Source organism: Pseudomonas sp. NPDC089428 (assembly GCF_044749325.1).
GTDB lineage: Bacteria > Pseudomonadota > Gammaproteobacteria > Pseudomonadales > Pseudomonadaceae > Aquipseudomonas.
On the sequence record NZ_JBIVHT010000020.1, the window covers coordinates 1 to 23,945 of the forward strand.

Below are 23,945 nucleotides of genomic sequence, written 5' to 3' on the forward strand. Positions count from 1 at the left end.
GGGCATGTATGCACGGAGATGAGCCATTCCATACAGCCAAGCTTTTCAGCTCTGAACACCTCAGAAAAGCTTGACCGCCAACAGAGTATCTACATCTGTTGCAACGTGGCCATGCCTGTCAGGCCATGTTTTTCAGCCCGTTAGCAAGACTCAAGACATGCACCAAGGCTGGCAACCATGGCGTCACAGGTTCGGCACGTTGCAACAGATGTAGGAGCGGATTCATCCGCGATGCGCCGCGGGGGCGGCGCTCGGTTTGTGCAGCAGCATACAACTTAAGCCGTGCACATTGCCGCCCTGACACTCCTCAAGCAGCAAACCCGCCATCGGCCGTCAAGCTGGCGCCGGTAATGTAGCCAGCTTCAGGCCCCGCAAGGTAAGCAACGAAGCTGGCGATCTCATCCGCCTGCCCATACCGCCCGATCGCCATCAGCGGAATCAGGCTTTCTGCGAACTCGCCGCTGGCCGGGTTCATGTCGGTGTCCACCGGCCCCGGTTGCACGTTGTTCACGGTAATGCCCTGCGGGCCCAGGTCGCGGGCCATGCCCTTGGTCAGGCCGACCAGTGCCGACTTGCTCATGGCGTACGGTGCGCCGCCGGCAAACGGCATGCGCTCGGCGTTGGTGCTGCCGATGTTGATGATGCGCCCACCCTGGCCCATGTAGCGGGCGGCTGCCTGGCTGGCGACGAACACGCTGCGTACGTTGACCGCGAGTGTGCGATCGAAGTCGGCCAGGTCGAACTCCGCGAGCGGCGCCACGGCCAGCACGCCGGCGTTGTTGACCAGGATATCGAGGCGGCCGAACGCCTTCACGGTATCGTCAACCGCCAGTTGCAGGGCGGCGGCGTCGGCGCTGTCGGCGCGCAGCGCCAGGGCCTGGCCGCCGGCAGCCTTGACCTCTTCGGCCAGCGCTTCGGCCGGGCCGGCGGAGCTGACGTAGGTGAAGGCCACCTGTGCACCTTCGCGGGCCAGGCGCCGTACGATGGCCGCGCCGATACCGCGTGAGCCGCCTTGGACGAAGGCGACTTTGCCTTCGAGGGTAAGTTGCTTGGACATGCTGATCTCCTGCTGGAAGCAAGGCCGAATGCCTTGGATGGACGCAGTATCGACCGATGATTACCTGCTGATAAGATGGCAATCACTATCAGCAGAGTAAACCTTTGGTTGGTAATCATGGCCATGGAGTCTTTCAACGCCCTGGAGTGCTTCATTCGAAGCGCCGAGGTGGGCAGTTTCGCCGAGGCGGCCCGGCGCCTGAGCATCACCCCGGCGGCGGTGGGCAAGCACGTCGCCCAACTGGAAGCGCGCCTTGGGGTGCGGCTGTTCCAGCGTAGTACGCGCAAGCTGACCTTGACCGAGGCGGGGCAACGTTTTTTGGGCGAGGTAAGCGATAGCTTCCGGACCATCCAGTACGCCGTGGCCAACCTGGCCAGCGCCGAGGGCCAGCCGGCCGGGCTGCTGCGGGTGAGCATGGGCACCGTGTTCGGCCGCCTGTACGTGCTGCCGCTGCTGGGTGAGTTCTTGCGCCGCTACCCGGCGATCACCCCGGACTGGCATTTCGACAACCGCCAGGTCGACCTGATCGGCCAGGGCTTCGATGCAGCCATTGGTGGTGGTTTCGAGCTGCCGCTTGGGGTGGTGGCGCGCAAGCTGACCCCGGCGCATCGGGTGCTGGTGGCGGCGCCCGCGTACCTGGGCCGGCATGCCGCCATCGAAGACCCGCAGGGGTTGCAGCGGCATGACGGGATTCTGATCCGCTCGCCACAGACCGGGCGGGTACGCTCCTGGCCCTTGACCAGTCGCTGGCAGCAACAGCAGCCGTTGCTGTTGCGCCAGGCGATGACCATGAGCGACTCGGATGCGGCGTGTGCGGTGGCGCAGCAGGGATTGGGGATTGCGCTGGTCAGCTTGCCGTTCGCCGTGCCTTATCTGGAGGCGGGGCAGCTGCAGCGGGTGCTGCCGGACTGGTATGTGGATGATGGGGCTATCAGCTTGTATTACGCCGAGCACAAGCTGTTGCCGGGCAAGACCCGCGCGTTCATCGACTTTGTGGTGGAGCAGTTTGCCGAGCGGGGGTTGGCGGGGCGCTTTGATGCCTTGGCCTAGAGGTGTGTCGCCAGTGCCGGCCCTTTCGCGGGCAAGCCCGCTCCCACAGGATCACTACAGGCTTGGACATTGTGCGATGCCTGGGGGAGCGGGCTTGCCCCGCGAAAGGGCCGTGTCAGGCAACATCGATGATGTAGAAAAGCTGAGCACCGAGGCTCACCTCGTCATCGATCTTCTTGCCCACCAACAGCTTCCCCAGGGGGGACCTCGGAGTAATCACGGTCACCAGCTCCTCCCCCTCGCCAATCTTCAACCCGGCCGCCTCTGGCCCGAGGAACAGCAAGCGCTGCCCGCCATCCTCATCTTCCAGGGTCACCAGGTTGCTCACCTGCACACCCCGCGCCGGGTCATACTCGCGCAGCAGCAACTGCTGGTAAGTCAGCAGCGCCTGGCGAATTTCGGCGGTGCGCCGTGCCTGCCCGGTGGCCAGGTACGAGGCCTCCAGCCCGAGCGTGTCGTACTTGTTTTCGGCGATGTTCTCTTCGGCGGTGGCCGCCTCGTAGGCGGTCTGCGCCGCACGGCGCAGCACCTCCATGTCGGTTTCCAGGGCCGTGACGATGCGGCTTAGCAGGAGGGCCTTGTCCATGGTCAGTAACAGAACTCCAGAACGTTGGCCTGGCTCTTGTCGGTCGGCGCGGTGCGATTCTGCGCAAGCCAAAACTGGCACTTGGGGCTGTTGAGGTTGCGCGGGTTGCCTTGGGCCGCCTCGGCGGCCTGCTGGATTTCCTGCTTGTGCAGGATGTCCTTGTAGCGCTCGAACATCTCGTTTTGCGCGTCCTGCGGCTGTGCCGGTGTCGCCGCCGCTGGCGACTTGCTGTAGGCGGGAGCCACTGCCTGGGCCACCGGTTGCACCTGTTCGGGCCACAGCTGCAAGGCCAGCCACAGGCTCACGGCGATCGCCACGGCGCCGAGCCACAGGCCAAAGGCCACGCAGAAAATCAGCTGCAGCGGTTTGAGGGTGATCTTCAGTTCACGGTGGCGGGGCATGGCGGCCTCCTGGCAGGGCGGGCGAGGGGGCCATTGTCGCATGGCGCTGGCGCTTTTTGCCGCGCGGTGCTTTTGTCGGCGACAATTTATCCGCAGAATTCGCGGTTTTTGCGCAGGGCGAGGCAGGGCACATGAAAACCACCTGGGACATTTTCTGCAGCGTCGTCGACAACTATGGCGATATCGGCGTGACCTGGCGCCTGGCCCGGCAACTGGTGGCCGAGCACGGCCTGGCGGTGCGCCTGTGGGTTGATGACCTGAATGCCTTCGTGCCGCTGTGCCCAGGCGCCGATGCCGGTGCGGCGCAGCAATGGCAGCAGGGTGTGGATGTACGTGCCTGGCCCGACGACTGGCAGCCCGCGGCGCCGGCGGATGTGGTGATCGGGGCCTTTGCCTGCCAGTTGCCCGCAGCCTACGTCGAAGCGATGCGCGTGCGCACCTCGCCGGTGCTGTGGCTGAACCTGGAATACCTCAGCGCCGAGGACTGGGTGGAAGGTTGTCATGGCTTGCCATCGCCCCAGCCCAATGGCCTGCGCAAGGTGTTTTTCTTCCCAGGGTTCACCGCCGGGACCGGCGGGTTGTTGCGCGAAGCCAGCCTGCTGCCGCGTCGGCAGGCCTTCGAGCAATCGGCCGAGGCGCGTGCGGCGTTCCTCCAGGGCCTGGGCGTGCAGTTGCAGCCAGGTGCGCTGCTGATGTCGCTGTTTGCCTACGAAAACGGGCAACTGGGCCGTTGGCTCGATGCCCTGGTCGAGGATGCCGAGCCGGTTCACCTGCTGGTCCCACAGGGGCGTATTCTCGGCGACCTGGGCGCCTGGCTCGGTGAGCAGGCCTTGCAAGCCGGCGATGTGCACCAGCGTGGCACCCTGACCGTGCAGATCCTGCCGTTCGTCAGCCAGGATGATTATGACCGCCTGCTGTGGAGCTGCGATTTCAACGCGGTACGAGGGGAGGATTCGTTCGTGCGCGCCCAGTGGGCCGGCCGGCCAATGCTGTGGCATATCTATGTGCAGGACGAGAATGCCCACTGGGAAAAGCTCGAAGCCTTCCTTGCCCGATATCGACAGGGCCTGTCGGACGCTGCCAGCGAGGCGCTGCTGGCGCTGTGGCGTGCCTGGAACATGGACCGTGACATGCACGCGGCCTGGCAAGGTGCCCGCAAACACTGGGCGGAACTGCAGCAGCACGCCGCGGATTGGGCGGTGAGTCAGGCCGCTCGGCCGGACCTTGCCGCAGCGCTAGTACACTTTTACCGAAATTCGCTATGATACGCGGCCTCGATTTTTATAAATCCATCCAGATTCGGATATTTTGCAATGAAAACTGGTAAAGAAATCAAACCCGGTACCGTTCTGCGCATCGATAACGATCCGTGGCTGGTTCAGAAAGCTGAATTCACCAAGTCGGGCCGTAACAGCGCGATCATGAAGACCAAGCTGAAGAACCTGCTGACCGGCTACAAGACCGAAACCGTGTACGGTGCGGACGACAAGCTGGACGACGTGATCCTGGATCGCAAAGAAGCGACCCTGTCGTTCATCAACGGTGACGAATACACCTTCATGGACACCACCGACTACACCATGTACGAGCTGAACGCCGAGGACATCGAAGCCGTTCTGCCGTACATCGAAGAAGGCATGGAAGACGTCTGCGAAGCCGTGTTCTTCGAAGGTCGCCTGGTATCGGTTGAACTGCCGACCACCATCAGCCGTAAGGTCGTCTACACCGAGAACGCTGCTCGTGGCGACACTTCCGGTAAAGTCATGAAGCCTGCCAAGCTGGCAAACGGTACCGAGATCCAGGTTGCCGACTTCATCGCTATCGACGAGTGGATCGACATCGACACTCGCGACAACAGCTTCAAAGGCCGCTCCAAGAAGTAATCCTTCTTGCGAAACGCAAAAAACCCGGCCTTGGCCGGGTTTTTTTATGCCTGTGATTTACACCGTCACATGCAGGCGTACATCTACATTGCCGCGGGTGGCGTTGGAGTACGGGCAGACCTTGTGGGCCTTTTCCACCAGGCCTTCGGCATCGGCCTGAGCCAGCCCCGGCAGGTTGATGTGCAGGTCGATGTCCAGGCCGAAACCACCGGGAATCTGGCCGATACCGACCTTGGCGGTGATCGAGGCATCTGCAGGCAGGGCTTTCTTCTCCTGGCCGGCGACGAACTTCAGCGCGCCGATGAAGCAGGCCGAGTAACCGGCGGCGAACATCTGCTCAGGATTGGTGCCGTCACCACCTGCGCCGCCGAGTTCCTTGGGGGTGCTCAGCTTGACTTCCAATTTGCCGTCGCTGGAGCGGGATTTGCCGTCGCGACCGCCGGTGGAGGTGGCTTCTGCGATGTACAGCGGAGTGACCTTTTGCATCTTGAGCCTCGCTAGTGTGCTGTGCGCCCCTGGTCATCAGGTGGCGTCATGTGAGTACGGGATTTAAATTAGCGCGCAATTAGTTAGTGCGCAAGATAAATCTTCACCGCTCGTCCGAACGGGCATCACACAGCGTAGCCGTCAGAGGTTTTTTTGCAGGCTGTCGCGCAGCTCCAGCAGGTCGGCCTGCAGCTGCTGCAGGCGTTCGAGGCTGCGGCCGCTGGCCTTGAGGATGCACTGCGGCACTTCCCGGGCCTGCTGCTGCAAGGCGCGGCCCTTGTCGGTCAGTTGCACCAGCACCACCCGCTCATCCTCGCGGCTGCGGTTGCGCTGCAGCAGGCCTTCGCTTTCCAGGCGCTTGAGCAGTGGCGTGAGCGAGCCAGGGTCGGTCAGCAGGTGCTGGCTGATTTCACCTACGGTGAGGCCGTCCTGTTCCCACAGCACGAGCATGGCCAGGTACTGCGGGTAGGTCAGGCCCAGCGCTTGCAGCAGCGGCTTGTAGACCTTGGTCATCAGCAACGAGGTGGAGTGCAGGGCGAAGCAGACCTGGTTGTCCAGCAGCAGCTCGTCACAGGAAGCTTGGGTGTTGGCGTTCATGCAGGTCCTTGAATGTCATCAATGGAGAAATCTAGCACGCTGAAGGTCGGGGCGCTTACTGCCAGCGCAGTTCACTGCGCAGCGCCAGGTCCCAGGGTGGCACCGGGCTGAAGCGGCTCTTGAGAAATTCGAGCAGCAAACGGCTGCGAGAGTTCGTTTCATGTTCAAGGCGCAGTGCATAAATGCCACTGGTTTCGACCTCGGGCAGGCCGTTGTCGCAGAACAGAGGCACCAGTTCACCGCGCAGCAGGTAGTCGCTGATCAGCCAGGTCGGCAGGTGGGCGATGCCCAGGCCGGCGAGGGCGCCGAACAGCAGGGTTTCGGCGTTGTTGGCGGCCATGCGCATGCGTGCCGGGCGGTACAGGCGCATCTGCCCGCCGACCGCGAAGCGCCAGGCGAACGGTGGCGCCAGGCCGTCCCAGTCGAGGCCATCGTGGCCGGGCAACTCGCTGGGGCAGCTTGGCACGCCGCGGCTGGCCAGGTAGGTAGGGCTGGCGCAGGCAATGCGCACCATGTGTGCCAGTTTTGTTGCGACCAGGCGGGTGTCGGCCAGCGGGCCGGCGCGTAGCACCAGGTCGACCTCGCCCAGGTGGCTGCCGTGCAGGTCGACGAAGCTGTCGATCAGCCGCAGCTGCACGTCCAGGCCTGGATAGGCCACCAGGAAGTCGGCGATCGCCGGTGCCAGGTGGCGGCGGCCGAAGGCGGCCGGGGCGTCGATGCGGATCAGGCCTTCTGGGGCATTGCTCAGTGATACCGCTTCGGCACGGGCCAGGCGCAGTTCCTCGATGATGCGTCGGGCGCGCTCGGCGAAGGCATTGCCTGCCGGGGTGACGCGCACGGCATGGGTGCTGCGGGTGAACAGGCGGCTACCGACGGCGTTCTCCAGGCTATCGATGCGCCGGGCCACGGCCGAAGGGGTCAGCGGATGGCGGCGGGCGGCAGCAGAGAAACTGCCGGTTTCCAGCACGTCGAGGAACAGGCTCAACTGGTCGGTGAGGGCGTCGGGGCTCATGGTCACTTTGCTCTTGCGCTTGTGGTTTTGCGCCGTTTGGCTTTGCGAAATACGCACAGCCATTGTGCGTTGCTGTGCGTTTCCCTGCCAGCCCGCAATCGTTAGCATGCTCGCATTGCAAACAGGCGGGTGAGACCCTGATGATCGAGTGGTTGTTGTATATCGTGCTGGGCGCAGGCCTTGGCACCATGGGTGGGTTGTTCGGCATTGGCGGGGGGCTGATCGCTATCCCGGCGCTGGGGGTGTTGTTCGGCCTCGATCAGCAACTGGCCCAGGGCACGGCGCTGGTGATGGTGGTGCCGAACGTGCTGCTGGCACTGTGGCGCTATCACCAGCGCAACCGCATTGAACTGCGCCATGCCGTGCCGTTGTCTCTGTGCAGCTTCCTGTTCGCCTGGCTGGGGTCGATCTGGGCGGTGGGCATCGATGCCCACGCCATGCGCCTGGGCTTTGTCGGCTTCCTGGTGGCGCTGGCGGTATGGAACGTGGCGCGGATATTCCTCAAGGTTTCGCCACCCACTGCCGAGCTGCGCTATGCCTGGCCGTGGCTGGGTGTGCTGGGCAGCTTTGCCGGGACCATGGGCGGCCTGTTCGGTGTGGGTGGGGCGGTGGTGGCAACGCCGATCCTGACCAGTGTGTTCGGTACTACCCAGGTGGTGGCGCAGGGGCTGTCGCTGGCGCTGGCGGCACCGAGCACCTTGGTGACGCTGGTGACCTATGGGGTGCATCACAGTGTCGACTGGGGAGTGGGGATCCCATTGGCGGTCGGTGGGCTGCTGAGTATCAGCTGGGGGGTGAAACTGGCCCATGCGCTGCCAGAGAAGGTATTGCGGGCGATGTTCTGCGTGTTTCTGGTTGTGTGTGCGGTGATGTTGGCGTTTGAACTGTAAGATCGCCGGGGCCGCAAAGCGGCCCCAAATTATTGGAATCCTTCGACGATGTAATCGGCCATGCAGTCGGTGATCGGTGACTGGCTCTGGCTGTTGCGCAGCAGCATCACGTTGGCCACCGGCAACTGCGGCAAGCCTTCGCTTTCGCCGAGAATGCGGATGTTGCCACCCACCAGGCTCTGCAATTGCGCTGTCACCGCCAGCCCTGCAGTGACGATGGCGAAGATCGCTGCCAGGCTGGGGCTGGTGTAGGCGATGCGGTAATCGATGCCCTGGGCCTCCAGGGCATTGCAGGTCCAGGCGCGGCAGAAGCAGTCGCTGTTGAACAGCGCCAGCGGCATTGGCCGCTGCTCCTGCGGGCAGAAACCTTCGGCGGCGGCCCATACCAGGCGCTCCTGGCGCAACAACTGGCCAACCTCGTTGCCGGGCTCGCGAGTGACGATGGTCAGGTCCAGGTCCTGGCGCAGCATCAGTTGCTTGGACGAGTCGCAATGCACCTCCACCTGTACCAGCGGGTATGCCTGGGCAAAGCTGGAGAGAATGGTCGGCAGAAAGCGCATGGCGTAGTCATCCGGCGTGCCGATGCGCACCATCCCGACCATGTGCGGCATGCGCAGGGTGTTGAACACCTCGCCATGCAGCTTGAGGATGCGCCGGGCATAGCCCAGCAGTACCTGGCCCTCGGCGGTAAGCCGGACCTGGCGCCCCTCGCGCTCGAACAGCTGGCGCTGCAGGATGTCTTCTTCCAGGCGTTTCATCTGCATGCTCACTGCCGACTGGGTGCGGTTGACCACTTCCCCGGCGCGGGTGAAGCCGCCTTGCTCGGCGATGGCGACGAAGGTGCGCAGCACGTCGGCATCGAGGCTCTGGTACTGGGACATTGCATCAATCTCCGAGATGCATGGCATCAGAAACATTCGTTGGATTGATCTTAAGCCTGGGCAGAGACTGAAGCCATCAACACGGAGGGCTTCACGATGAAAGGTCAAGTCAGCAGCATCCAGCAACCTGCCTTTTCCCTGAACCACCTGTGGCATGTGGCCCTGGACCGTCCGGCCCGGTGGCTGCAGCTGTACCGCCAGCGCCAGGAACTGGCCAGCCTGAGTGATGCGACCCTGCATGACCTGGGCTTGAGCCGGGCAGACATCCAGCAAGAGGCCGACCGGCATTTCTGGGATGACCCGTTGCGTAAATGAGCTAAGTTTGTCGGTGGACTTGCCGGCCCTTTCGGGGGGCAAGCCCGCTCCCACAGGAACCCATCTTGCCTGAGGCAGTGCTATCCCTGTGGGAGCGGGCTTGCCCCGCGAAAGGGCCGGAACAGACGCCACAAGGAGATCAGGCTTGCCCCTCAAGTTGTCCATCAACCAAGCTCGGCGCCTGGCCCTGTCAGCTCAAGGATTTGGTAAACAGCACGAGTCCGCTCCGGCGCTGCCCGCACTCAAGCGCATGCTCCAGCGCCTGGGCGTCGTGCAGATCGACTCGGTCAACGCCGTGGTTCGCTCCCATTACCTGCCGCTGTTCTCCCGCCTCGGCGACTACCCGCCGGCCATGCTCGACCAGCTCGCCTGGGGCCGTGGCCGCCAGCGGCAGCTGTTCGAATATTGGGGCCACGAGGCCTCGCTATTGCCCCTCAACCTCTACCCGCTGCTGCGCTGGCGCATGGCCCATGCCGCCGATGGCCGCGGCATCTACCGCCAGCTCGCGCAGTTCGGCCGCGAACGCCAGGACGTGATCGCCCGTGTGCTGGCGGCCGTGCGCGAACAGGGCGCGCTGGGCGCGGGCAGCTTGTCTACCCGTCAGGAGCGGGCCGGCCCGTGGTGGGACTGGAGCGAAGAAAAGCACGCGCTGGAATGGCTGTTCGCCGCCGGTGAAGTGACGGTGGCGGGGCGCCGGGGCTTTGAACGGCTCTACGACGTACCGGAAAAGGTGTTGCCCAAGGCGGTTCTCGAGCAGGCGCTGCCGAGCGAAGCCGAAGCCCACCAAGGCCTGATGCTGCATGCAGCCACGGCGCTGGGCGTGGCCACCGAGCGCGACCTGCGCGATTACTTCCGCCTCGAGCCCGGCCAGGGCAGGGCGGCGCTCGACGAGCTGGTCGCCGATGGCCGCCTGCAGCCGGTCGAGGTGCAGGGCTGGAAGCAGCTCGCCTACTGTGCCGGCACGCCACGCATCCCCCGGCACATCGACGCCAGCGCGCTGCTGTCGCCGTTCGATTCACTGGTCTGGGAGCGCAGCCGCACCGAGCGGCTGTTCGATTTCCACTACCGCCTGGAAATCTACACCCCGGCGCACAAGCGGGTGTACGGCTACTACGTGCTGCCTTTCCTTTACCGCGAACGCATCGCCGCGCGCCTGGACTTGCGCGCCGAGCGCGCCCTTGGGCAACTGGCGGTGCACGCCGTGCATGCGGAATCGATAGCGTTGGACGAAGAGGGTTATCAAGCCCTGGCGGCAAATCTGCTGCGCATGGCCCAGTGGCTGGGCCTGGAGCGGGTGCAACTGAACTGCCCTCGGGCAGAGGGCAGCCAGTTGCGTCAGGCCTTGCTCAGCGCCGCACCTGCTTGAGGGTTTCGGCGATCAGGAAGGCCAGTTCCAGCGACTGATCGGCGTTCATCCGTGGGTCGCAATGGGTGTGATAGCGGTCGGACAGGGCATCCTCGGTGATCGGCCGGGCGCCGCCGATGCACTCGGTGACGTTCTGCCCGGTCATCTCGATATGAATGCCACCCGCATGGCTGCCTTCGGCCTGGTGCACCTGGAAGAACTGCTTGACCTCATCGAGGATCTGCGCGAAATCGCGGGTCTTGTAGCCGCTGCTGGCCTTGATGGTGTTGCCATGCATCGGGTCGGAACTCCACAGCACCTTGCGCCCCTCGCGTTCGACGGTGCGGATCAGCCCCGGCAGGTGCGCGCCGACCTTGCCGGCGCCCATGCGCACGATCAGGTTGAGGCGGCCGGGGTCGTTGGCCGGGTTGAGCGTGTCGATCAGGCGGATCAGCTCTTCAGGGTTCATGCTTGGGCCGACCTTGACCCCGATCGGGTTGTGCACGCCGCGCAGGAACTCGACATGGGCGCCGTCGAGCTGGCGGGTGCGGTCGCCGATCCACAGCATGTGCGCGGAGCAGTCGTAGTAGTCGCCGGTCAGGCTGTCCTGGCGCACGAAGGCTTCTTCATAGTTGAGCAGCAGCGCTTCGTGGGCGGTGAAGAAACTGGTTTCGCGCAGTTGCGGCGCGCTGTCGAGGCCACAGGCACGCATGAAGGCCAGGGTTTCGTCGATGCGGTTGGCCAGCTGGTGGTACTTGTCGGCCAGCGCCGAGTTGGCGATGAAATCGAGGTTCCACTTGTGCACCTGATGCAGGTCGGCAAAGCCGCCCTGGGCGAAGGCGCGCAGCAGGTTGAGGCTGGCGGTGGCCTGGTGGTAGGCCTGCAGCAGGCGCTCCGGGTCCGGCACGCGGCTTTTTTCGTCAAACCCGATGCCGTTGACGATGTCGCCACGGTAGGCCGGCAGGGTGACGTTGCCGATGGTTTCGTCGCCCGAAGAGCGCGGCTTGGCGAACTGCCCGGCCATGCGCCCGACTTTCACCACCGGGCAGCCAGCGGCGAAGGTCATGACAATGGCCATCTGCAGCAGCACCTTGAAGGTGTCGCGGATCTTCGCCGCCGAGAACTCGGCGAAGCTCTCGGCGCAGTCGCCGCCTTGCAGCAGGAAGGCACGGCCCTCGGTGACCTCGGCAAACTGCCGGCGCAGCTCGCGTGCCTCACCGGCGAACACCAGCGGCGGGTAGCTGGCCAGGGTCTGCTCGACCTTGAGCAGGTGCGCGGCGTCGGGGTAGGTCGGTTGCTGCTGGATCGGCAGGGCACGCCAGCTGTCGGGGCTCCACGGTCGGTTCATCACGGGCTCGGTCTTGTCTGTTATAGGCTGCCTGCCATGGTAACAGCGGCGCCGAGCTTGTTGCATCCGGGGCGTTGGCGGACAATGCGCGTTTTTGCGCGGGTGGGTGGCAGGTACATGGCGACAGAGCGGGAAGAGAAGCTGTTGGCCCGGGTCGAGGATGCCTTTGGCGTGGTCAGCGTGTACGAGGTGGAGGATTACCGCTTCCTCGAGTTTGGCGATGCCATCGAGCAAAGCTGCGTGTTCACCGCCGACCCCAGCTGGCTGGAGTACGACTACACCCGCGCCATGCTGGTCGGTGCGCTGTGCCATGAGCTGCCGGAGAGTGCGCTGTTTCTCGGCCTGGGCGCCGGCACCCTGACCCAGGCGTGCATGAAGTTCCTGCCGCTGGAAGACATCGAGGCCATTGAGCTGCGTGCGGACGTGCCGCGCCTGGCCATGGAGTACCTGGGGCTGGATGATGATCCGCGTCTGTACGTGCGCATCGGCGACGCCCTGGAGTTGCTGCCCTCGGCCGAGCAGGCCGACCTGCTGTTCGTCGACCTTTACACCGACCACGGGCCGGGTGTCGGGCACCTGGCGTGGAATTTCCTCGAAAACTGCCAGAAGAAGCTGAACCCGGGCGGTTGGCTGGTGATCAACCAGTGGGCCAATGACGATGGCAAGCCACTGGGCGCGGCGCTGCTGCGCGGGTTGTACCACCGGCATTACTGGGAGCTGCCGGTGAAGGAGGGCAATGTGATCCTGCTGGTGCCGGCGGACCTTGAGCAGCAACTGGACCTCGACGGTCTGCGGGCACGGGCCGAGGCGTTGGCGCCGCGCCTGGGGTACAGCCTGGAAGGGTTGATTCGCGAGATTCGGCCCGCCACCTGAAGACAGTGTCGCCTGCTTCGCGGGTAAACCCGCTCCCACAGGGTCATCACTGCACCCAGTATTTGCGCGGTACCTGTGGGAGCGGGTTTACCCGCGAAGAAGCCTGCACGGAGCTCCTGAAGAAAACCGATTCAGCAGCCACCGCCTGATGGCCCGATACTGGCCGAAGGGCCAGAAAAATTTACTCACTACCCGGCATTAATTCGGGTATAGTACGCGCCGGTCTTTTAGCGGGCCTCAAAATCAGGTGGTGCAAATCCTCCGAGTCCAGCTTCGGCTGCACGTCCGCTAGGCGGACCTTCCCAAAGTTTTCTTTTTCAATCGTTTTCGCAAATCCCCGCCGACAAAGCTGCCTGGGTGACCGTTCCGGTCTTTCAAGGCATGTGCAGCTTTGCAGCATGGGTCTTTGCGGATGCACTTAGAGGCAGACCCATGACCCAGGAAACCGGCGGCTTCGCCGCTCTCGATCTTAATCCGAACATTGTTGCTGCCGTTCTGGCGACCGGCTACGAAGAGCCGTCCGCCATTCAGCAACAATCGATCCCGATCATCCTCGCCGGTCACGACATGATCGGCCAGGCGCAGACTGGCACCGGCAAGACCGCTGCCTTCGCCCTGCCGATCCTCAACAAGATCGATGTGAGCAAGCGCGAACCGCAAGCCCTGATCCTGGCGCCAACCCGTGAGTTGGCGCTGCAAGTAGCTACCGCTTTCGAAACCTACGCCAAGCAGATGCCAGGCGTTAATGTGGTGGCTGTATACGGTGGCGCCCCGATGGGCCCACAGCTGCGTGCCATTCGCAACGGCGCGCAAATCGTCGTCGCTACCCCGGGCCGTCTCTGCGACCACCTGCGTCGTGACGAGAAAGTCCTGTCGACCGTGCAGTACCTGGTACTGGACGAAGCCGACGAAATGCTCAAGCTGGGCTTCATGGACGACCTCGAAGTGATCTTCGACGCCATCCCGGCCAGCCGCCAGACCGTACTGTTCTCCGCCACCCTGCCGTCGTCGATCCGCTCGATCGCCGAACGTCACCTGCGTGAGCCCAAGCACGTCAAGATCCAGAGCAAGACCCAGACCGTTACCGCGATCGAGCAGGCCCACCTGATGGTCCACGCCGACCAGAAGATCCCGGCTGTTCTGCGTCTGCTGGAAGTCGAAGAGTTCGACGCGCTGATCGCCTTCGTGCGCACCAAGCAAGCCACCCTGGACCTGGCCGCCGCGCTGGAAGCCAAGGGCTACAAGGCTGCTGCGCTGAACGGTGACATCGCCCAGAACCAGCGTGAGCGTGTGATCGACTCGCTGAAGGATGGCCGCCTGGACATCGTCGTCGCCACCGACGTCGCTGCCCGTGGTCTGGACGTACCGCGCATCACCCACGTGTTCAACGTCGACATGCCGTACGACCCGGAATCCTACGTGCACCGCATCGGCCGTACCGGCCGTGCCGGTCGTGATGGCCGTGCACTGCTGCTGGTCACCCCGCGTGAGCGCCGCATGCTGCAGGTGATCGAGCGCGTGACCGGGCAGAAGGTTGCCGAAGCCCGCCTGCCGAACGCCCAGGCTGTACTGGATGCCCGCATCAAGAAGCTGACCTCGAGCCTGGCGCCGCTGGTTGCCGAAGCAGAAGCCACCCATGGCGAGCTGTTCGACCGCCTGACCGCCGACCTCGGTTGCAGTGCACGTGCCCTGGCTTCGGCCCTGCTGCGCAAGGCCACCAATGGCCAGGCACTGGACCTGGCCGCGGTAGAGCGCGAGCAGCCGCTGGTGCCGAGCTTCGCCCCGCGTGGCGAGCGTGCCGAACGTGGTGAGCGCACTGAGCGCAGCGACCGTGGTGATCGTGGTGACCGCGAGCGTCGCGCGCCAATGCCGCTGGCCGAAGGCCGTGTGCGTTGCCGTACCGCCCTGGGTGCCCGTGACGGTATCGCCGCCAAGAACCTGCTGGGTGCGATCCTCAACGAAGGTGGCCTGGCCCGTGACGCCATCGGCCGTATCCAGGTACGCGACAGCTTCAGCCTGATCGAGCTGCCGGAAGATGGCCTCGAGAAGCTGCTGTCCAAGCTCAAGGACACTCGAGTAGCCGGTAAGCAGCTGAAGCTGCGCCGCTACCGCGAAGATTGATCCTGATGCAATGAAAAAATCCCCGGCCTAGGTCGGGGATTTTTTTTGGCCTGTTCCGGCCTCTTCGCGGGCAAGCCCGCGAAGCGGCCATTCAGTCGAACCGGTAAATGTCCATCCCCAAAGCCCCCAGGGTGAAGCCCTGGTGCACGATCCCGAACCTGTCCCCGGCCCCCAGGGCAAAGAACAGCGGCAGCAAGTGCTCATCACTGGGATGGTTGCGCGCCGCAAACGGCGCCTGTTTGCGGTAATCCAGCAGCGCGGCCTGGTCATCTGCCTGCAGCCGCTCCACCACCCAATCCCGGAACGCCAGCGCCCAGGGTTCGATCACATCAGGCCCGGCATGCCAGTCCAGTTCGCCCAGGTTGTGCGTGATACTGCCGGAACCGACCAGCAAAACGCCTTCAGCGCGCAGCCCTGCCAGTGCCTGGCCGACCTTGATCTGCAGCGCAGGCCCCATCTGGCTGGGCAAGGAAACCTGGATCACCGCAATGCCCGCATCCGGGTACATCAATGACAGCGGCACCCAGGCGCCGTGGTCGAATGGCCGCTGCACATCCAGGCGCGCCGGCAAGCCTGCGGCGTTCAGCAGTGCACTGACCTGGCTGGCCAGGGCTGGCTCGCCCGGCGCCGGGTATTGCACTGCGTACAGTGCCGGCGGGAAACCGTAGAAGTCGTGCCAGGTCTCTGGCTGCGAGGCGCCGGTTACCAGCAGCTCGCTGCTTTCCCAGTGCGCCGACACCACCACGATCGCCTTTGGCCGGGGCAGGGCGTTGGCCAGCCCGGCCAATGCCGGCCCGCTGGCGCCGGGTTGCAGGGCGAGCATGGGGGAACCGTGGGAGATGAACAGGCTGGGCAGCATGACAGGGGTCCTGAGGGTTAAGATGCAACCATCTTCGATCAACTACTGATCGAAATCCAAACCAAGTTTTGCCGAAAAATTATCAAAAAATCGGGAGTGATCATGGAGCCAGCGTTTTGGCAGCAGCGGTGGGCCGACAACCAGATTGGTTTCCATCAGTCGCAGGTGAACCCATATCTTCAACAGTATTGGCCGCAGTTGCAGCTGGCGCCGGGCAGTCGTGTGCTGGTGCCACTCTGTGGCAAGAGCCTGGACCTGGCCTGGCTGGCAGGGCAGGGGTACCGGGTGTTGGGGGTAGAGTTGTCGCGGCGGGCGGTGGAGGCTTTCTTCCGTGAGCATGGGCTGGAGCCGAAAGTGACGCAGCAGGGCGCTTTCGAAGTCTGGTGCAGCGGTGATGTGCAGCTGTGGTGTGGTGATTTCTTTGCTTTGCGCGCGGAGGATGTTGCCGATTGCGCGGCGCTTTATGATCGCGCCGCACTCATTGCCCTGCCGCCTGAAATGCGTGCGCAATACATGCGTTTGCTTTCACAGCTATTGCCGCCAGGTGCCGGGCTGCTGGTGACACTGGACTATCAGCAGGAACTGCTGGCCGGGCCGCCGTTTTCGGTAGCGGATGATGAAGTGCGGCGTGGGTTTATAGGTTGGCAAGTGGAGGCGTTGGAGGCGCAGGAAGTGATCGGGGAAAGCCCGAAGTTTCAGCAAGCCGGAGTGAACAGCCTGGTCGAACGCGTGTACCGCGTACAGTTCTGAGCGAAAACAAAAGGGCGACCGAAGTCGCCCTTTTCTATTGCCAGTGGATCAACCGCGGCGGCGCAGGGCCTCGATGCGGTCTTCCAGCGGCGGGTGGCTCATCAGCAGGCCGGCCAGGCCGTGCTTGAGGCCGCCATTGATACCGAAGGCCTTCAGGGTGTCGGGCATGTGCACCGGCAGGCCTTGCTCCACGCGCAGGCGCTGCAGGGCGCCGATCATCGCGGCGGTACCGGCCAGTTGCGCGCCGGCTTCGTCGGCACGGTACTCGCGGCGGCGCGAGAACCACATGACGATCATGCTGGCGAGGATGCCGAGGATCAGCTCGGCGACGATGGTCGCCACGTAGTAGGCGATGCCCTGGCCTTCTTCGTTCTTGAAGATCACCTTGTCGACGAAGTTGCCGATGATGCGGGCGAAGAACATCACGAAGGTGTTCACCACGCCCTGCACCAGCGCCAGGGTGACCATGTCACCGTTGGCCACGTGGCCGATCTCGTGGGCCAGCACGGCACGCACTTCATCAGGCGAGAAACGCTCCAGCAAGCCCTGGGACACAGCTACCAGCGCGTCGTTGCGGTTCCAGCCGGTGGCGAAGGCGTTCGCCTCGTAGGCCGGGAAGATACCCACTTCGGGCATCTTGATGCCGGCTTCGCGGGACAGCTCCTCGACCGTTTGCAGCAGCCACTGCTCGTGGCGGGTGCGCGGCTGGCTGATGATCTGGGTGCCGGTGGTCATCTTCGCCATCCACTTGGAGATGAACAGCGAGACCAGGGAGCCGGCAAAGCCGAACACGGCGCAGAAGACCAGCAGGCTGCTGAGGTTGAGGTCAACCCCGTTGGCGGCCATGAACCCGTTGAAGCCGAACAGGCTCAGGGTAATGCTTGCAACCAGCACCACCGCGAGGTTGGTGGCTACAAACAACAGAATGCGCATCATGGTTGTTACGTTCTCCTGACGGATGAGTCGTTGCTTACTGCGGGGTATATAAGGTGCCGGCCGCAGCGATTCAATCGGGCGACTATTTCAAACTGTGTACGGCGGAGTATGGCAGAGGATTTTGCGCGGGCTGTGAGATAGAGCATTGCAGGATGTAAGAAACGGTGCATGCCTTGAGGTTTGCGGGGTTTGCGGTATCGAGCGCCGCCTGCGTGGCGCATCGCGGATAAAATCCGCTCCTACAACCATGGCCTGACAGGCATGGGCACGTTGCAACAAATGTAGGAGCGGATTTATCCGCGATGCGCCGCGCGGGCGGCGCTCGATCTCGCCGACACCACAAATATCCCGGCGAACCTTACTGCGAATAAGTCCGCAGGAAATTGCCAATCCGGCCAATCGCCGCTTCCAGGTCATCCACCCGCGGCAAGGTCACCACGCGGAAGTGGTCCGGCCACGGCCAGTTGAACGCGGTGCCCTGAACGATCAGCAGTTTCTCCGACAACAGCAGGTCGAGGGCGAACTTCTCGTCGTTGAGGATCGGGCAGACCTTCGGGTCGATCCTCGGGAAGGCATACAGCGCGCCCATCGGCTTCACGCAGCTGACGCCCGGGATGTCGTTGAGCAGCTCGTAGGTGCGGTTGCGCTGTTCCAGCAGGCGGCCCGGCGGCAGTACCAGGTCGTTGATGCTCTGGTAGCCGCCCAGCGCGGTCTGGATGGCGTGCTGCGCCGGCACGTTGGCGCACAGGCGCATGTTGGCCAGCATGTCGATGCCTTCGATGTAGCTCTGGGCGTGGTGCTTGGGCCCGGAGATGATCAGCCAGCCGGAACGGAAGCCCGCTACCCGGTACGACTTGGACAGGCCGTTGAAGGTCAGGCACAGCAGGTCCGGGGCCAGCGACGCGGTGCTGATGTGCACGGCTTCGTCGTAGAGGATCTTGTCGTAGATCTCGTCGGAGAACACCACCAGGTTGTGCTGGCGCGCCAGTTCCAGCATGCCCAGCAGCAGCTCTTTCGAATACACCGCACCGGTCGGGTTGTTCGGGTTGATGATCACCAGGGCCTTGGTGTTCGGGGTGATCTTGGCCTTGATGTCCTCAAGGTCCGGGAACCAGTCGGCCTGCTCGTCGCACAGGTAGTGCACCGGCTTGCCACCGGCCAGGCTCACGGCGGCGGTCCACAGCGGGTAGTCGGGGGCCGGGATCAGCACTTCGTCGCCGTTGTTGAGCAGCGCCTGCATCGACATCACGATCAGCTCGGACACGCCGTTGCCGAGGTAGATGTCCTCGATGGTGACGCCCTCGATTTCCTTTTGCTGGCAGTACTGCATCACCGCCTTGCGTGCGCTGAACAGGCCCTTGGAGTCGCTGTAGCCCTGGGCGGTGGGCAGGTTGCGGATCACATCCTGGAGGATTTCGTCTGGCGCTTCGAAGCCAAACGGCGCCGGGTTGCCAATGTTCAGCTTGAGGATGCGGTGGCCTTCCTCTTCCAGGCGTTTGGCGTGCTTGAGCACCGGGCCGCGAATGTCGTAGCAGACATTGGCGAGCTTGTTCGATTTGCTGAACTGCATGATGTGATCCCGATTGAGAATACGCGGCGCGCCGCCGTCGAAAGGTTTGAAAGGGCGAGGCGCGGGTGCCAGACTTGAGGCCTTGCACACGAAGCCAACTAATATACGTGCCACCCGCGTTACGGAAAAGACGGCGCGAGGTGAAATTCAGCCTGCCGAGGTTCACTTATGCAAAAGATCGACAAGACACTGGAAGAATGGCGCGCCATGCTCGATCCCGAGCAGTATCAGGTGTGTCGCCTCAAGGGCACCGAACGGCCGTTCAGCGGCAAGTACAACAGCGAGCGCCGCGCCGGCGTCTACCATTGCATCTGCTGTGGCCTGCCGCTGTTCGACTCGCAGACCAAGTTCGATGCCGGTTGCGGCTGGCCGAGCTTCTACGCGCCGATCGAAGAAAGCGCGATGATCGAGATCCGGGACACCTCCCACGGCATGATCCGCACCGAGGTCACCTGTGCCCAGTGCGATGCGCACCTGGGCCATGTGTTCCCCGACGGCCCACCACCGACAGGCCTGCGCTACTGCATCAACTCGGTGTGCCTGGACTTCAAACCCCGCGACGGAGCCTGAAAATGGCCGGATCGATGCTGGATATCCCCTGCGTGACCCTGGGCGGCGAGCAGAAAACGCTCGGCGACTTTGCTGGCAAGGCGCTGCTGGTGGTCAACACCGCCAGCCAGTGTGGCTTTACCCCGCAATACCAAGGCTTGGAGCAGCTGTGGCGGGACTACCGCAAGCGTGGCCTGGTGGTGCTGGGCTTCCCGTGCAACCAGTTCGGTAAGCAGGAACCGGGCGATGCGCGCGAAATTGCGCAGTTCTGCGAAGCCAATTTCGGCGTGAGTTTCCCGCTGTTTCGCAAGATCGAGGTCAATGGCCCGGGTGCTCACCCGCTGTTCGTCGAGCTCAAGCAGCGCGCCCCGGGGTTGCTCGGCTCGCAGAAGATCAAGTGGAACTTCACCAAGTTCCTGGTCGACCCGGCCAGCGGCAAGGTCACCCGTTACGCGCCGACCACCAAGCCCCAGGCACTGGAAGCCGACATCGAGCGTCTGCTCAGCCGCTGAACGGCACCCAGTGGTCGATCAGCGCCAGCAGTTCCTCGCGGCGGAACGGCTTGGCCAGGTAGTCGCTCATGCCCGCCGCGCGGCAGCGCTCGCGCTCCTCGGGCATGGCGTTGGCGGTCAGGGCGACGATCGGCAGCTCTGGCCAGCGCCCGCTCTGGCGAATGCGCCGGCTGGCCTCGTAGCCATCCATTACCGGCATGTTGCAGTCCATCAGCACCAGGTCGAAGTCTTCCCGCTCCAGCCATTCCAGGGCCTCGACGCCCTGGGTGGCGAGCTGCACCTGGCAGCCGAGCTTGGCCAGCATGCCTTTGGCCACCAGCTGGTTCACCGGGTTGTCCTCCACCAGCAGAATGCGCGCGCGGCCCTCGCTGGCCGTGAGCAGCGGGGTAGCCAGCGGGTGCTCCGGGGCATGCCCCTGCAAGGTCCGGCGCAGGGTCTGGTACAGCGCATTGCGCGACAGCGGCCGGGCCAGTTGATGCAGTGGCGCCAGTTGCGCCGATTGCTCGGTGGGCAGGAAATTGCCGTAGGCCGTCACCAACAGGATCGGCGCCTTGAGCGCGGGGCGTAGCTGGAGCAGTTGCTGCAGATCGTCGGTGATCAGCAGGTCGATGTCATTGCCCAATGCAGCGCTGCTGTCATGCCGTTGGTAGTCGAGCCCCCAGGCAGGCAACAAGCCCTGGAGCAGTTCGGTGAGGCCGCTGCCGGCGTCGCTGAGGGCGACGACCCTGCCCTGCAGGGCTGGCGGCGCAATGGCCTCGGTGTGGGTGGGCAGCGGCAGTTCGGCGCTGAAGCGGCTGCCAAAGCCAGGCTCGGACTGGATGTGCAGGTGGCCCTGCATGGCCTTGCACAGGTTGCGGGTCAGGGCCAGGCCCAGCCCGGTACCACCGTATTGGCGGGTGATGCCGGCGCCCGCCTGGGTGAAGGGCTGGAAGATCCGTGCCTGGGCCGCCTCGGGGATGCCGATGCCGGTATCGCGCACTTCCAGGCGCACGCCACCGACAATACGCGTCAGGCGCACGTCGACGCGGCCGAAACGGGTGAACTTGAGGGCGTTGGACAGCAGGTTGCTGACCACCTGGCGCACCCGCGTGGGGTCGCCGAGCACTGAACTGGGGAAGTCGCCGGCGATCAGGCAGGTCAGCTCGACGCTTTGCGCGGCGTTCTGCGACAGCAGGTTGGCGGTGTCCTCGACCATGGCACCCATGTCGAAGGGGATGCGCTCCAGTTCCAGCTGCCCGGCATCGAACTTGGACAGGTCGAGGATATCGTTGAGCAATTCCACCAGCACCTTGCCCGAGTCGTGGGCGATCGACAGCTGCTGGCGCTGTTCGCCGGCCAGCGGGCTGTCCAGGGCCAGGGCGATCATGCCGAGCATGCCGTTGAGCGGGGTGCGGATCTCGTGGCTCATGTTGGCCAGGAAGGCGGCGCGCGCCTGGGCCATGTCGAGGGCGCGCTGGCGCGCCTCTTCCAGCTCCTGATTGGACTGGCTGAGGCGGCTGTTGCTGGCCTTGAGTTCTTCGGTGCGGGCCGAGACGATGTCTTCCAGTTCGTTGAGGTACTGGGTCAGGCGGTTTTCCGCGGTGCGCCGCTGCTGGATCTCGGTGGCCATGCTGACGAACTGCTGGTTGGCGACCCTGACCAGCACGCCGATCTCGTCGAGTTCGTGGCCGGGCGGGCAATCCACCCGGGTTTGCCCGGGCTGGCGAGGGTCGCGGCCGGTGAGGGCGCCGATCACCGTCACCAAGGGCTTGGTCAGCATCATGTAGAACAGCGCCAGGAGAATGCCGGTGAGCACCAGGCTGCGGGCAAAGCCGTTGAGCAGGGTGACCCCGGCACGGTCGAGGAAGCGCCCGCCGAAGGCGTAGGTGTCGACATCCAGGTACAACGTGCCGAGGTATTCCTCGGGCATGTGGGTCAGGTACAGGCGTTCCTTGAACTGGCGCTTCTCGCCGAACAGAAAGTCGCTCAGTGGCCGGTAGCGGTCCTGCAGGCGCGGGCGCTCGACATCGGCCAGCACGGTCTCGTTGTTGTCGATCAGCCGTGCGCGGATCACCGCCGGCGACTCCAGCAGGCCGCGGGTCAGCTCCAGTGCCAGCTCCGAGTCGATGTTGTAGGCGATGCGCGAGGCCGGATTGTGGCTGATCTGCAGCAACGCCTGCACTTCGCGGTTGATGGATGCGTCTTCGCTGGCATAATCGATGCCGATCTGGATGAGACTGAGCAATGTTCCCAGGATGAAGCCGACCAGGACTGTCAACCGGGCTTGCTTGTATGACAGGCGATTGGTGAACTTGATATCCATGGGTCCCGAGCCGGTTTCACGTCCCTTGCGCTGCGCAAGCATAGCCGAACAGCCCCGGCTGCTGGTGGGTCTGTCACACATTCAGCCTTGATTGTTCTACTGGCTGTGCCTGCCTCTTCGCGGCTAAAGCCGCTCCCACAGGTTTATCACTGCCCTTGAGGCCTGTGGTGTACCTGTAGGAGCGGCTTCAGCCGCGAAGAGGCCGGCACAGCAGCCCCGAATCTGAATTTGCAGGAGCCCTGATGGACGCTCGCTTGATTGCTTTCCTGGACCGCGCCGAATCGGTGCTGGCACGTCTCGAACCCCTGTTGCCGGCGCCACGCCCGGACATCGACTGGGCCACCACCCTGGCTGCGCGCTGGCAACGCGATGGCCGCACAGGCTACCTGATGCCTCTGGAAGTCAGCCTGGACATCCGCCTGACCGACCTGATCGGGGTCGACAAGCAACGTGATCAGCTGGGCCGCAACACCCACCAGTTCATCAACGGCTTGCCGGCCAACCACGCCTTGCTGTGGGGCTCGCGTGGCACCGGCAAATCTTCGCTGGTGCGCGCCCTGCTGGCCGAGCATGCAGGTGCAGGGCTGCGCCTGATCGAAATCGAGCGCGACCACCTGGCCGACCTGCCACGTGTCGTCGAGCAGCTGCAGAAGCTGCCGCAACGCTTCATCCTGTTCTGCGACGACCTGTCGTTCGAAGCCGGGGAGGGTGATTACCGGGTGCTCAAGAGCGTGCTCGATGGCTCGCTCGAACAGGCGCCAGACAACGTGCTGCTGTACGCCACCTCCAACCGCCGCCACCTGGTGCCGGAGAAGGAAAGCGACAACGAGAACTGGAAGCGTGTCGACGGCGAACTGCACCCCAGCGAAGCGGTGGAAGACAAGATTGCCTTGTCGGACCGTTTTGGCTTGTGGCTGTCGTTCTACCCGTTCACCCAGGAGCATTTCCTCGACGTGGTCGAGCACTGGATCGGCCAGTTGGCACGCCCCGCCGGCCTGGCCTGGCAGCGTACCGAAGAACTCGACATCCTCGCCGTGCGCTGGGCCACCGGCCGCGGCAACCGTAATGGCCGTTGTGCCTATCAGTTCGCCCGCTACTGGGTTGGGCTGCAATTGCTGGAGCAAAAGTAAACATGATCGACCTCAATGCCAGTGGCGCTGGCCTCGACGGCTACAACCTGCTGGCGGCGCAAGTGCAGGCGCTGTTTGCCGACGAACGCGACTTTATCGCCAACGCCGCGCAGTTTTCGGCGTTTCTCTACAACCAGGTGGACGACCTGAACTGGGCGGGCTTCTACCTCAACCGCAACGAAGAGCTGGTGCTCGGCCCGTTCCAGGGCCAGGTGGCTTGCGTGCGCATTCCGTTCAGCAAGGGCGTGTGCGGCGCGGCTGCGGCCACCCGGCAGACCCAGCGGGTCGAGGACGTGCATGCGTTCCCGGGGCATATCGCCTGCGACAGCGCGTCGAACAGCGAGCTGGTGATTCCGCTGGTGAAGGAAGGGCGGTTGATTGGTGTGCTGGACCTGGACAGCCCGAAACTGGCGCGCTTCAGTGAGGCGGATCAGGTGGGGCTGGAAAGGTTGGCGGCGATCTTCCTGGAGTTGACCGACTGCTAATGAGTGT

General features: G+C 63.9%; 24 protein-coding genes and 1 pseudogene. 13 read left to right on the forward strand and 12 right to left on the reverse strand.

Annotated elements, in window-relative coordinates:
* Window positions 1-307: 307 nt before the first annotated feature.
* Window positions 308-1,057: a 3-oxoacyl-ACP reductase family protein gene (locus ACIPZ5_RS24675; RefSeq protein WP_400811143.1), complete on the reverse strand. Its 750-nt coding sequence runs from the start codon at window positions 1,055-1,057 to the stop codon at window positions 308-310.
* A gap of 117 nt (window positions 1,058-1,174) precedes the next feature.
* On the opposite strand from ACIPZ5_RS24675, the gene ACIPZ5_RS24680 reads away from it, so the two are divergent.
* Entirely contained in the window at window positions 1,175-2,107 is a 933-nt protein-coding gene (locus ACIPZ5_RS24680) for a LysR family transcriptional regulator (RefSeq protein ID WP_400811145.1), read from the forward strand.
* 115 nt (window positions 2,108-2,222) lie between these two features.
* On the opposite strand, the gene ACIPZ5_RS24685 is transcribed toward ACIPZ5_RS24680, so the two are convergent.
* Together ACIPZ5_RS24685 and ACIPZ5_RS24690 are read right to left on the reverse strand one after the other, a co-directional pair.
* Window positions 2,223-2,693 carry a transcription elongation factor GreAB gene (locus ACIPZ5_RS24685; protein ID WP_343599580.1) on the reverse strand — a complete coding sequence of 157 codons (471 nt, stop codon included), beginning with the start codon at window positions 2,691-2,693 and terminating at the stop codon, window positions 2,223-2,225.
* A 2-nt stretch (window positions 2,694-2,695) separates the two neighbouring features.
* Window positions 2,696-3,094 (reverse strand): hypothetical protein, encoded by a 399-nt coding sequence (locus ACIPZ5_RS24690; RefSeq protein ID WP_343599581.1) that lies wholly within the window; start codon window positions 3,092-3,094, stop codon window positions 2,696-2,698.
* A 131-nt stretch (window positions 3,095-3,225) separates the two neighbouring features.
* Here ACIPZ5_RS24690 and earP point away from each other — a divergent pair, with 131 nt between their 5' ends.
* The gene (earP, locus tag ACIPZ5_RS24695) at window positions 3,226-4,359 is read left to right on the forward strand and encodes an elongation factor P maturation arginine rhamnosyltransferase EarP (RefSeq protein WP_400811147.1); all 1,134 of its coding nucleotides are present in this window, start codon (window positions 3,226-3,228) and stop codon (window positions 4,357-4,359) included.
* Between the two features lie 48 nt (window positions 4,360-4,407).
* On the forward strand, window positions 4,408-4,977 hold the full coding sequence (gene efp / locus ACIPZ5_RS24700) for an elongation factor P (RefSeq protein WP_027919495.1): 570 nt from the start codon (window positions 4,408-4,410) through the stop codon (window positions 4,975-4,977).
* 57 nt (window positions 4,978-5,034) lie between these two features.
* Here efp and ACIPZ5_RS24705 read toward each other — a convergent pair whose 3' ends face one another.
* The 3 genes from ACIPZ5_RS24705 to ACIPZ5_RS24715 form a co-directional block, all read right to left on the reverse strand.
* Complete coding sequence (locus ACIPZ5_RS24705) at window positions 5,035-5,463, reverse strand: organic hydroperoxide resistance protein (protein WP_023632623.1); 429 nt, start codon at window positions 5,461-5,463, stop codon at window positions 5,035-5,037.
* Between the two features lie 141 nt (window positions 5,464-5,604).
* Window positions 5,605-6,060 carry a MarR family winged helix-turn-helix transcriptional regulator gene (locus ACIPZ5_RS24710; RefSeq protein ID WP_027919493.1) on the reverse strand — a complete coding sequence of 152 codons (456 nt, stop codon included), beginning with the start codon at window positions 6,058-6,060 and terminating at the stop codon, window positions 5,605-5,607.
* A 55-nt stretch (window positions 6,061-6,115) separates the two neighbouring features.
* Window positions 6,116-7,072 carry a LysR substrate-binding domain-containing protein gene (locus tag ACIPZ5_RS24715; protein WP_400811150.1) on the reverse strand — a complete coding sequence of 319 codons (957 nt, stop codon included), beginning with the start codon at window positions 7,070-7,072 and terminating at the stop codon, window positions 6,116-6,118.
* Between the two features lie 140 nt (window positions 7,073-7,212).
* Between ACIPZ5_RS24715 and ACIPZ5_RS24720 the strand changes: the two genes are divergently transcribed.
* Entirely contained in the window at window positions 7,213-7,962 is a 750-nt protein-coding gene (locus ACIPZ5_RS24720) for a sulfite exporter TauE/SafE family protein (protein ID WP_343599583.1), read from the forward strand.
* Window positions 7,963-7,991: 29 nt separating this feature from the next.
* Here ACIPZ5_RS24720 and ACIPZ5_RS24725 read toward each other — a convergent pair whose 3' ends face one another.
* A complete protein-coding gene (locus ACIPZ5_RS24725) occupies window positions 7,992-8,843 on the reverse strand; it encodes a LysR substrate-binding domain-containing protein (protein ID WP_313711544.1) in 852 nt (283 codons plus the stop codon).
* A 96-nt stretch (window positions 8,844-8,939) separates the two neighbouring features.
* On the opposite strand from ACIPZ5_RS24725, the gene ACIPZ5_RS24730 reads away from it, so the two are divergent.
* The gene (locus ACIPZ5_RS24730; protein WP_261941073.1) at window positions 8,940-9,158 is read left to right on the forward strand and encodes a DUF1127 domain-containing protein; all 219 of its coding nucleotides are present in this window, start codon (window positions 8,940-8,942) and stop codon (window positions 9,156-9,158) included.
* A gap of 145 nt (window positions 9,159-9,303) precedes the next feature.
* Window positions 9,304-10,524: a winged helix-turn-helix domain-containing protein gene (locus ACIPZ5_RS24735; protein WP_400811153.1), complete on the forward strand. Its 1,221-nt coding sequence runs from the start codon at window positions 9,304-9,306 to the stop codon at window positions 10,522-10,524.
* Here ACIPZ5_RS24735 and ACIPZ5_RS24740 read toward each other — a convergent pair.
* Entirely contained in the window at window positions 10,505-11,851 is a 1,347-nt protein-coding gene (locus tag ACIPZ5_RS24740) for a class II 3-deoxy-7-phosphoheptulonate synthase (RefSeq protein WP_079227016.1), read from the reverse strand. The genes ACIPZ5_RS24735 and ACIPZ5_RS24740 overlap by 20 nt on opposite strands.
* A gap of 117 nt (window positions 11,852-11,968) precedes the next feature.
* Between ACIPZ5_RS24740 and ACIPZ5_RS24745 the strand changes: the two genes are divergently transcribed.
* Both ACIPZ5_RS24745 and ACIPZ5_RS24750 read left to right on the forward strand, forming a co-directional pair.
* Window positions 11,969-12,724 (forward strand): spermidine synthase, encoded by a 756-nt coding sequence (locus ACIPZ5_RS24745; protein ID WP_343599585.1) that lies wholly within the window; start codon window positions 11,969-11,971, stop codon window positions 12,722-12,724.
* 398 nt (window positions 12,725-13,122) lie between these two features.
* Window positions 13,123-14,845, forward strand: a pseudogene (locus ACIPZ5_RS24750) (DEAD/DEAH box helicase).
* Window positions 14,846-14,936: 91 nt separating this feature from the next.
* Here the strand turns inward: ACIPZ5_RS24750 and ACIPZ5_RS24755 are convergent.
* Entirely contained in the window at window positions 14,937-15,704 is a 768-nt protein-coding gene (locus ACIPZ5_RS24755; protein WP_343599586.1) for a class III extradiol ring-cleavage dioxygenase, read from the reverse strand.
* Window positions 15,705-15,806: 102 nt separating this feature from the next.
* Here ACIPZ5_RS24755 and ACIPZ5_RS24760 point away from each other — a divergent pair, with 102 nt between their 5' ends.
* The gene (locus tag ACIPZ5_RS24760) at window positions 15,807-16,454 is read left to right on the forward strand and encodes a thiopurine S-methyltransferase (RefSeq protein ID WP_400811155.1); all 648 of its coding nucleotides are present in this window, start codon (window positions 15,807-15,809) and stop codon (window positions 16,452-16,454) included.
* Window positions 16,455-16,502: 48 nt separating this feature from the next.
* Here the strand turns inward: ACIPZ5_RS24760 and htpX are convergent, their stop codons facing one another.
* Window positions 16,503-17,390: a protease HtpX gene (gene htpX, locus ACIPZ5_RS24765; RefSeq protein ID WP_023661073.1), complete on the reverse strand. Its 888-nt coding sequence runs from the start codon at window positions 17,388-17,390 to the stop codon at window positions 16,503-16,505.
* A 358-nt stretch (window positions 17,391-17,748) separates the two neighbouring features.
* The gene (locus ACIPZ5_RS24770; RefSeq protein ID WP_012313392.1) at window positions 17,749-18,960 is read right to left on the reverse strand and encodes a pyridoxal phosphate-dependent aminotransferase; all 1,212 of its coding nucleotides are present in this window, start codon (window positions 18,958-18,960) and stop codon (window positions 17,749-17,751) included.
* A 168-nt stretch (window positions 18,961-19,128) separates the two neighbouring features.
* Here ACIPZ5_RS24770 and msrB point away from each other — a divergent pair, with 168 nt between their 5' ends.
* Together msrB and ACIPZ5_RS24780 are read left to right on the forward strand one after the other, a co-directional pair.
* The gene (gene msrB / locus ACIPZ5_RS24775) at window positions 19,129-19,530 is read left to right on the forward strand and encodes a peptide-methionine (R)-S-oxide reductase MsrB (RefSeq protein WP_261941068.1); all 402 of its coding nucleotides are present in this window, start codon (window positions 19,129-19,131) and stop codon (window positions 19,528-19,530) included.
* Between the two features lie 2 nt (window positions 19,531-19,532).
* The gene (locus ACIPZ5_RS24780) at window positions 19,533-20,021 is read left to right on the forward strand and encodes a glutathione peroxidase (protein WP_343599587.1); all 489 of its coding nucleotides are present in this window, start codon (window positions 19,533-19,535) and stop codon (window positions 20,019-20,021) included.
* Here ACIPZ5_RS24780 and ACIPZ5_RS24785 read toward each other — a convergent pair.
* On the reverse strand, window positions 20,011-22,365 hold the full coding sequence (locus ACIPZ5_RS24785) for a response regulator (protein WP_343599588.1): 2,355 nt from the start codon (window positions 22,363-22,365) through the stop codon (window positions 20,011-20,013). The genes ACIPZ5_RS24780 and ACIPZ5_RS24785 overlap by 11 nt on opposite strands.
* A 200-nt stretch (window positions 22,366-22,565) precedes the next feature.
* Here ACIPZ5_RS24785 and ACIPZ5_RS24790 point away from each other — a divergent pair, with 200 nt between their 5' ends.
* Together ACIPZ5_RS24790 and ACIPZ5_RS24795 are read left to right on the forward strand one after the other, a co-directional pair.
* Window positions 22,566-23,453: an ATP-binding protein gene (locus tag ACIPZ5_RS24790; protein WP_343599589.1), complete on the forward strand. Its 888-nt coding sequence runs from the start codon at window positions 22,566-22,568 to the stop codon at window positions 23,451-23,453.
* A gap of 2 nt (window positions 23,454-23,455) precedes the next feature.
* A complete protein-coding gene (locus ACIPZ5_RS24795; protein ID WP_085627184.1) occupies window positions 23,456-23,938 on the forward strand; it encodes a GAF domain-containing protein in 483 nt (160 codons plus the stop codon).
* Window positions 23,939-23,945 lie beyond the last annotated feature (7 nt).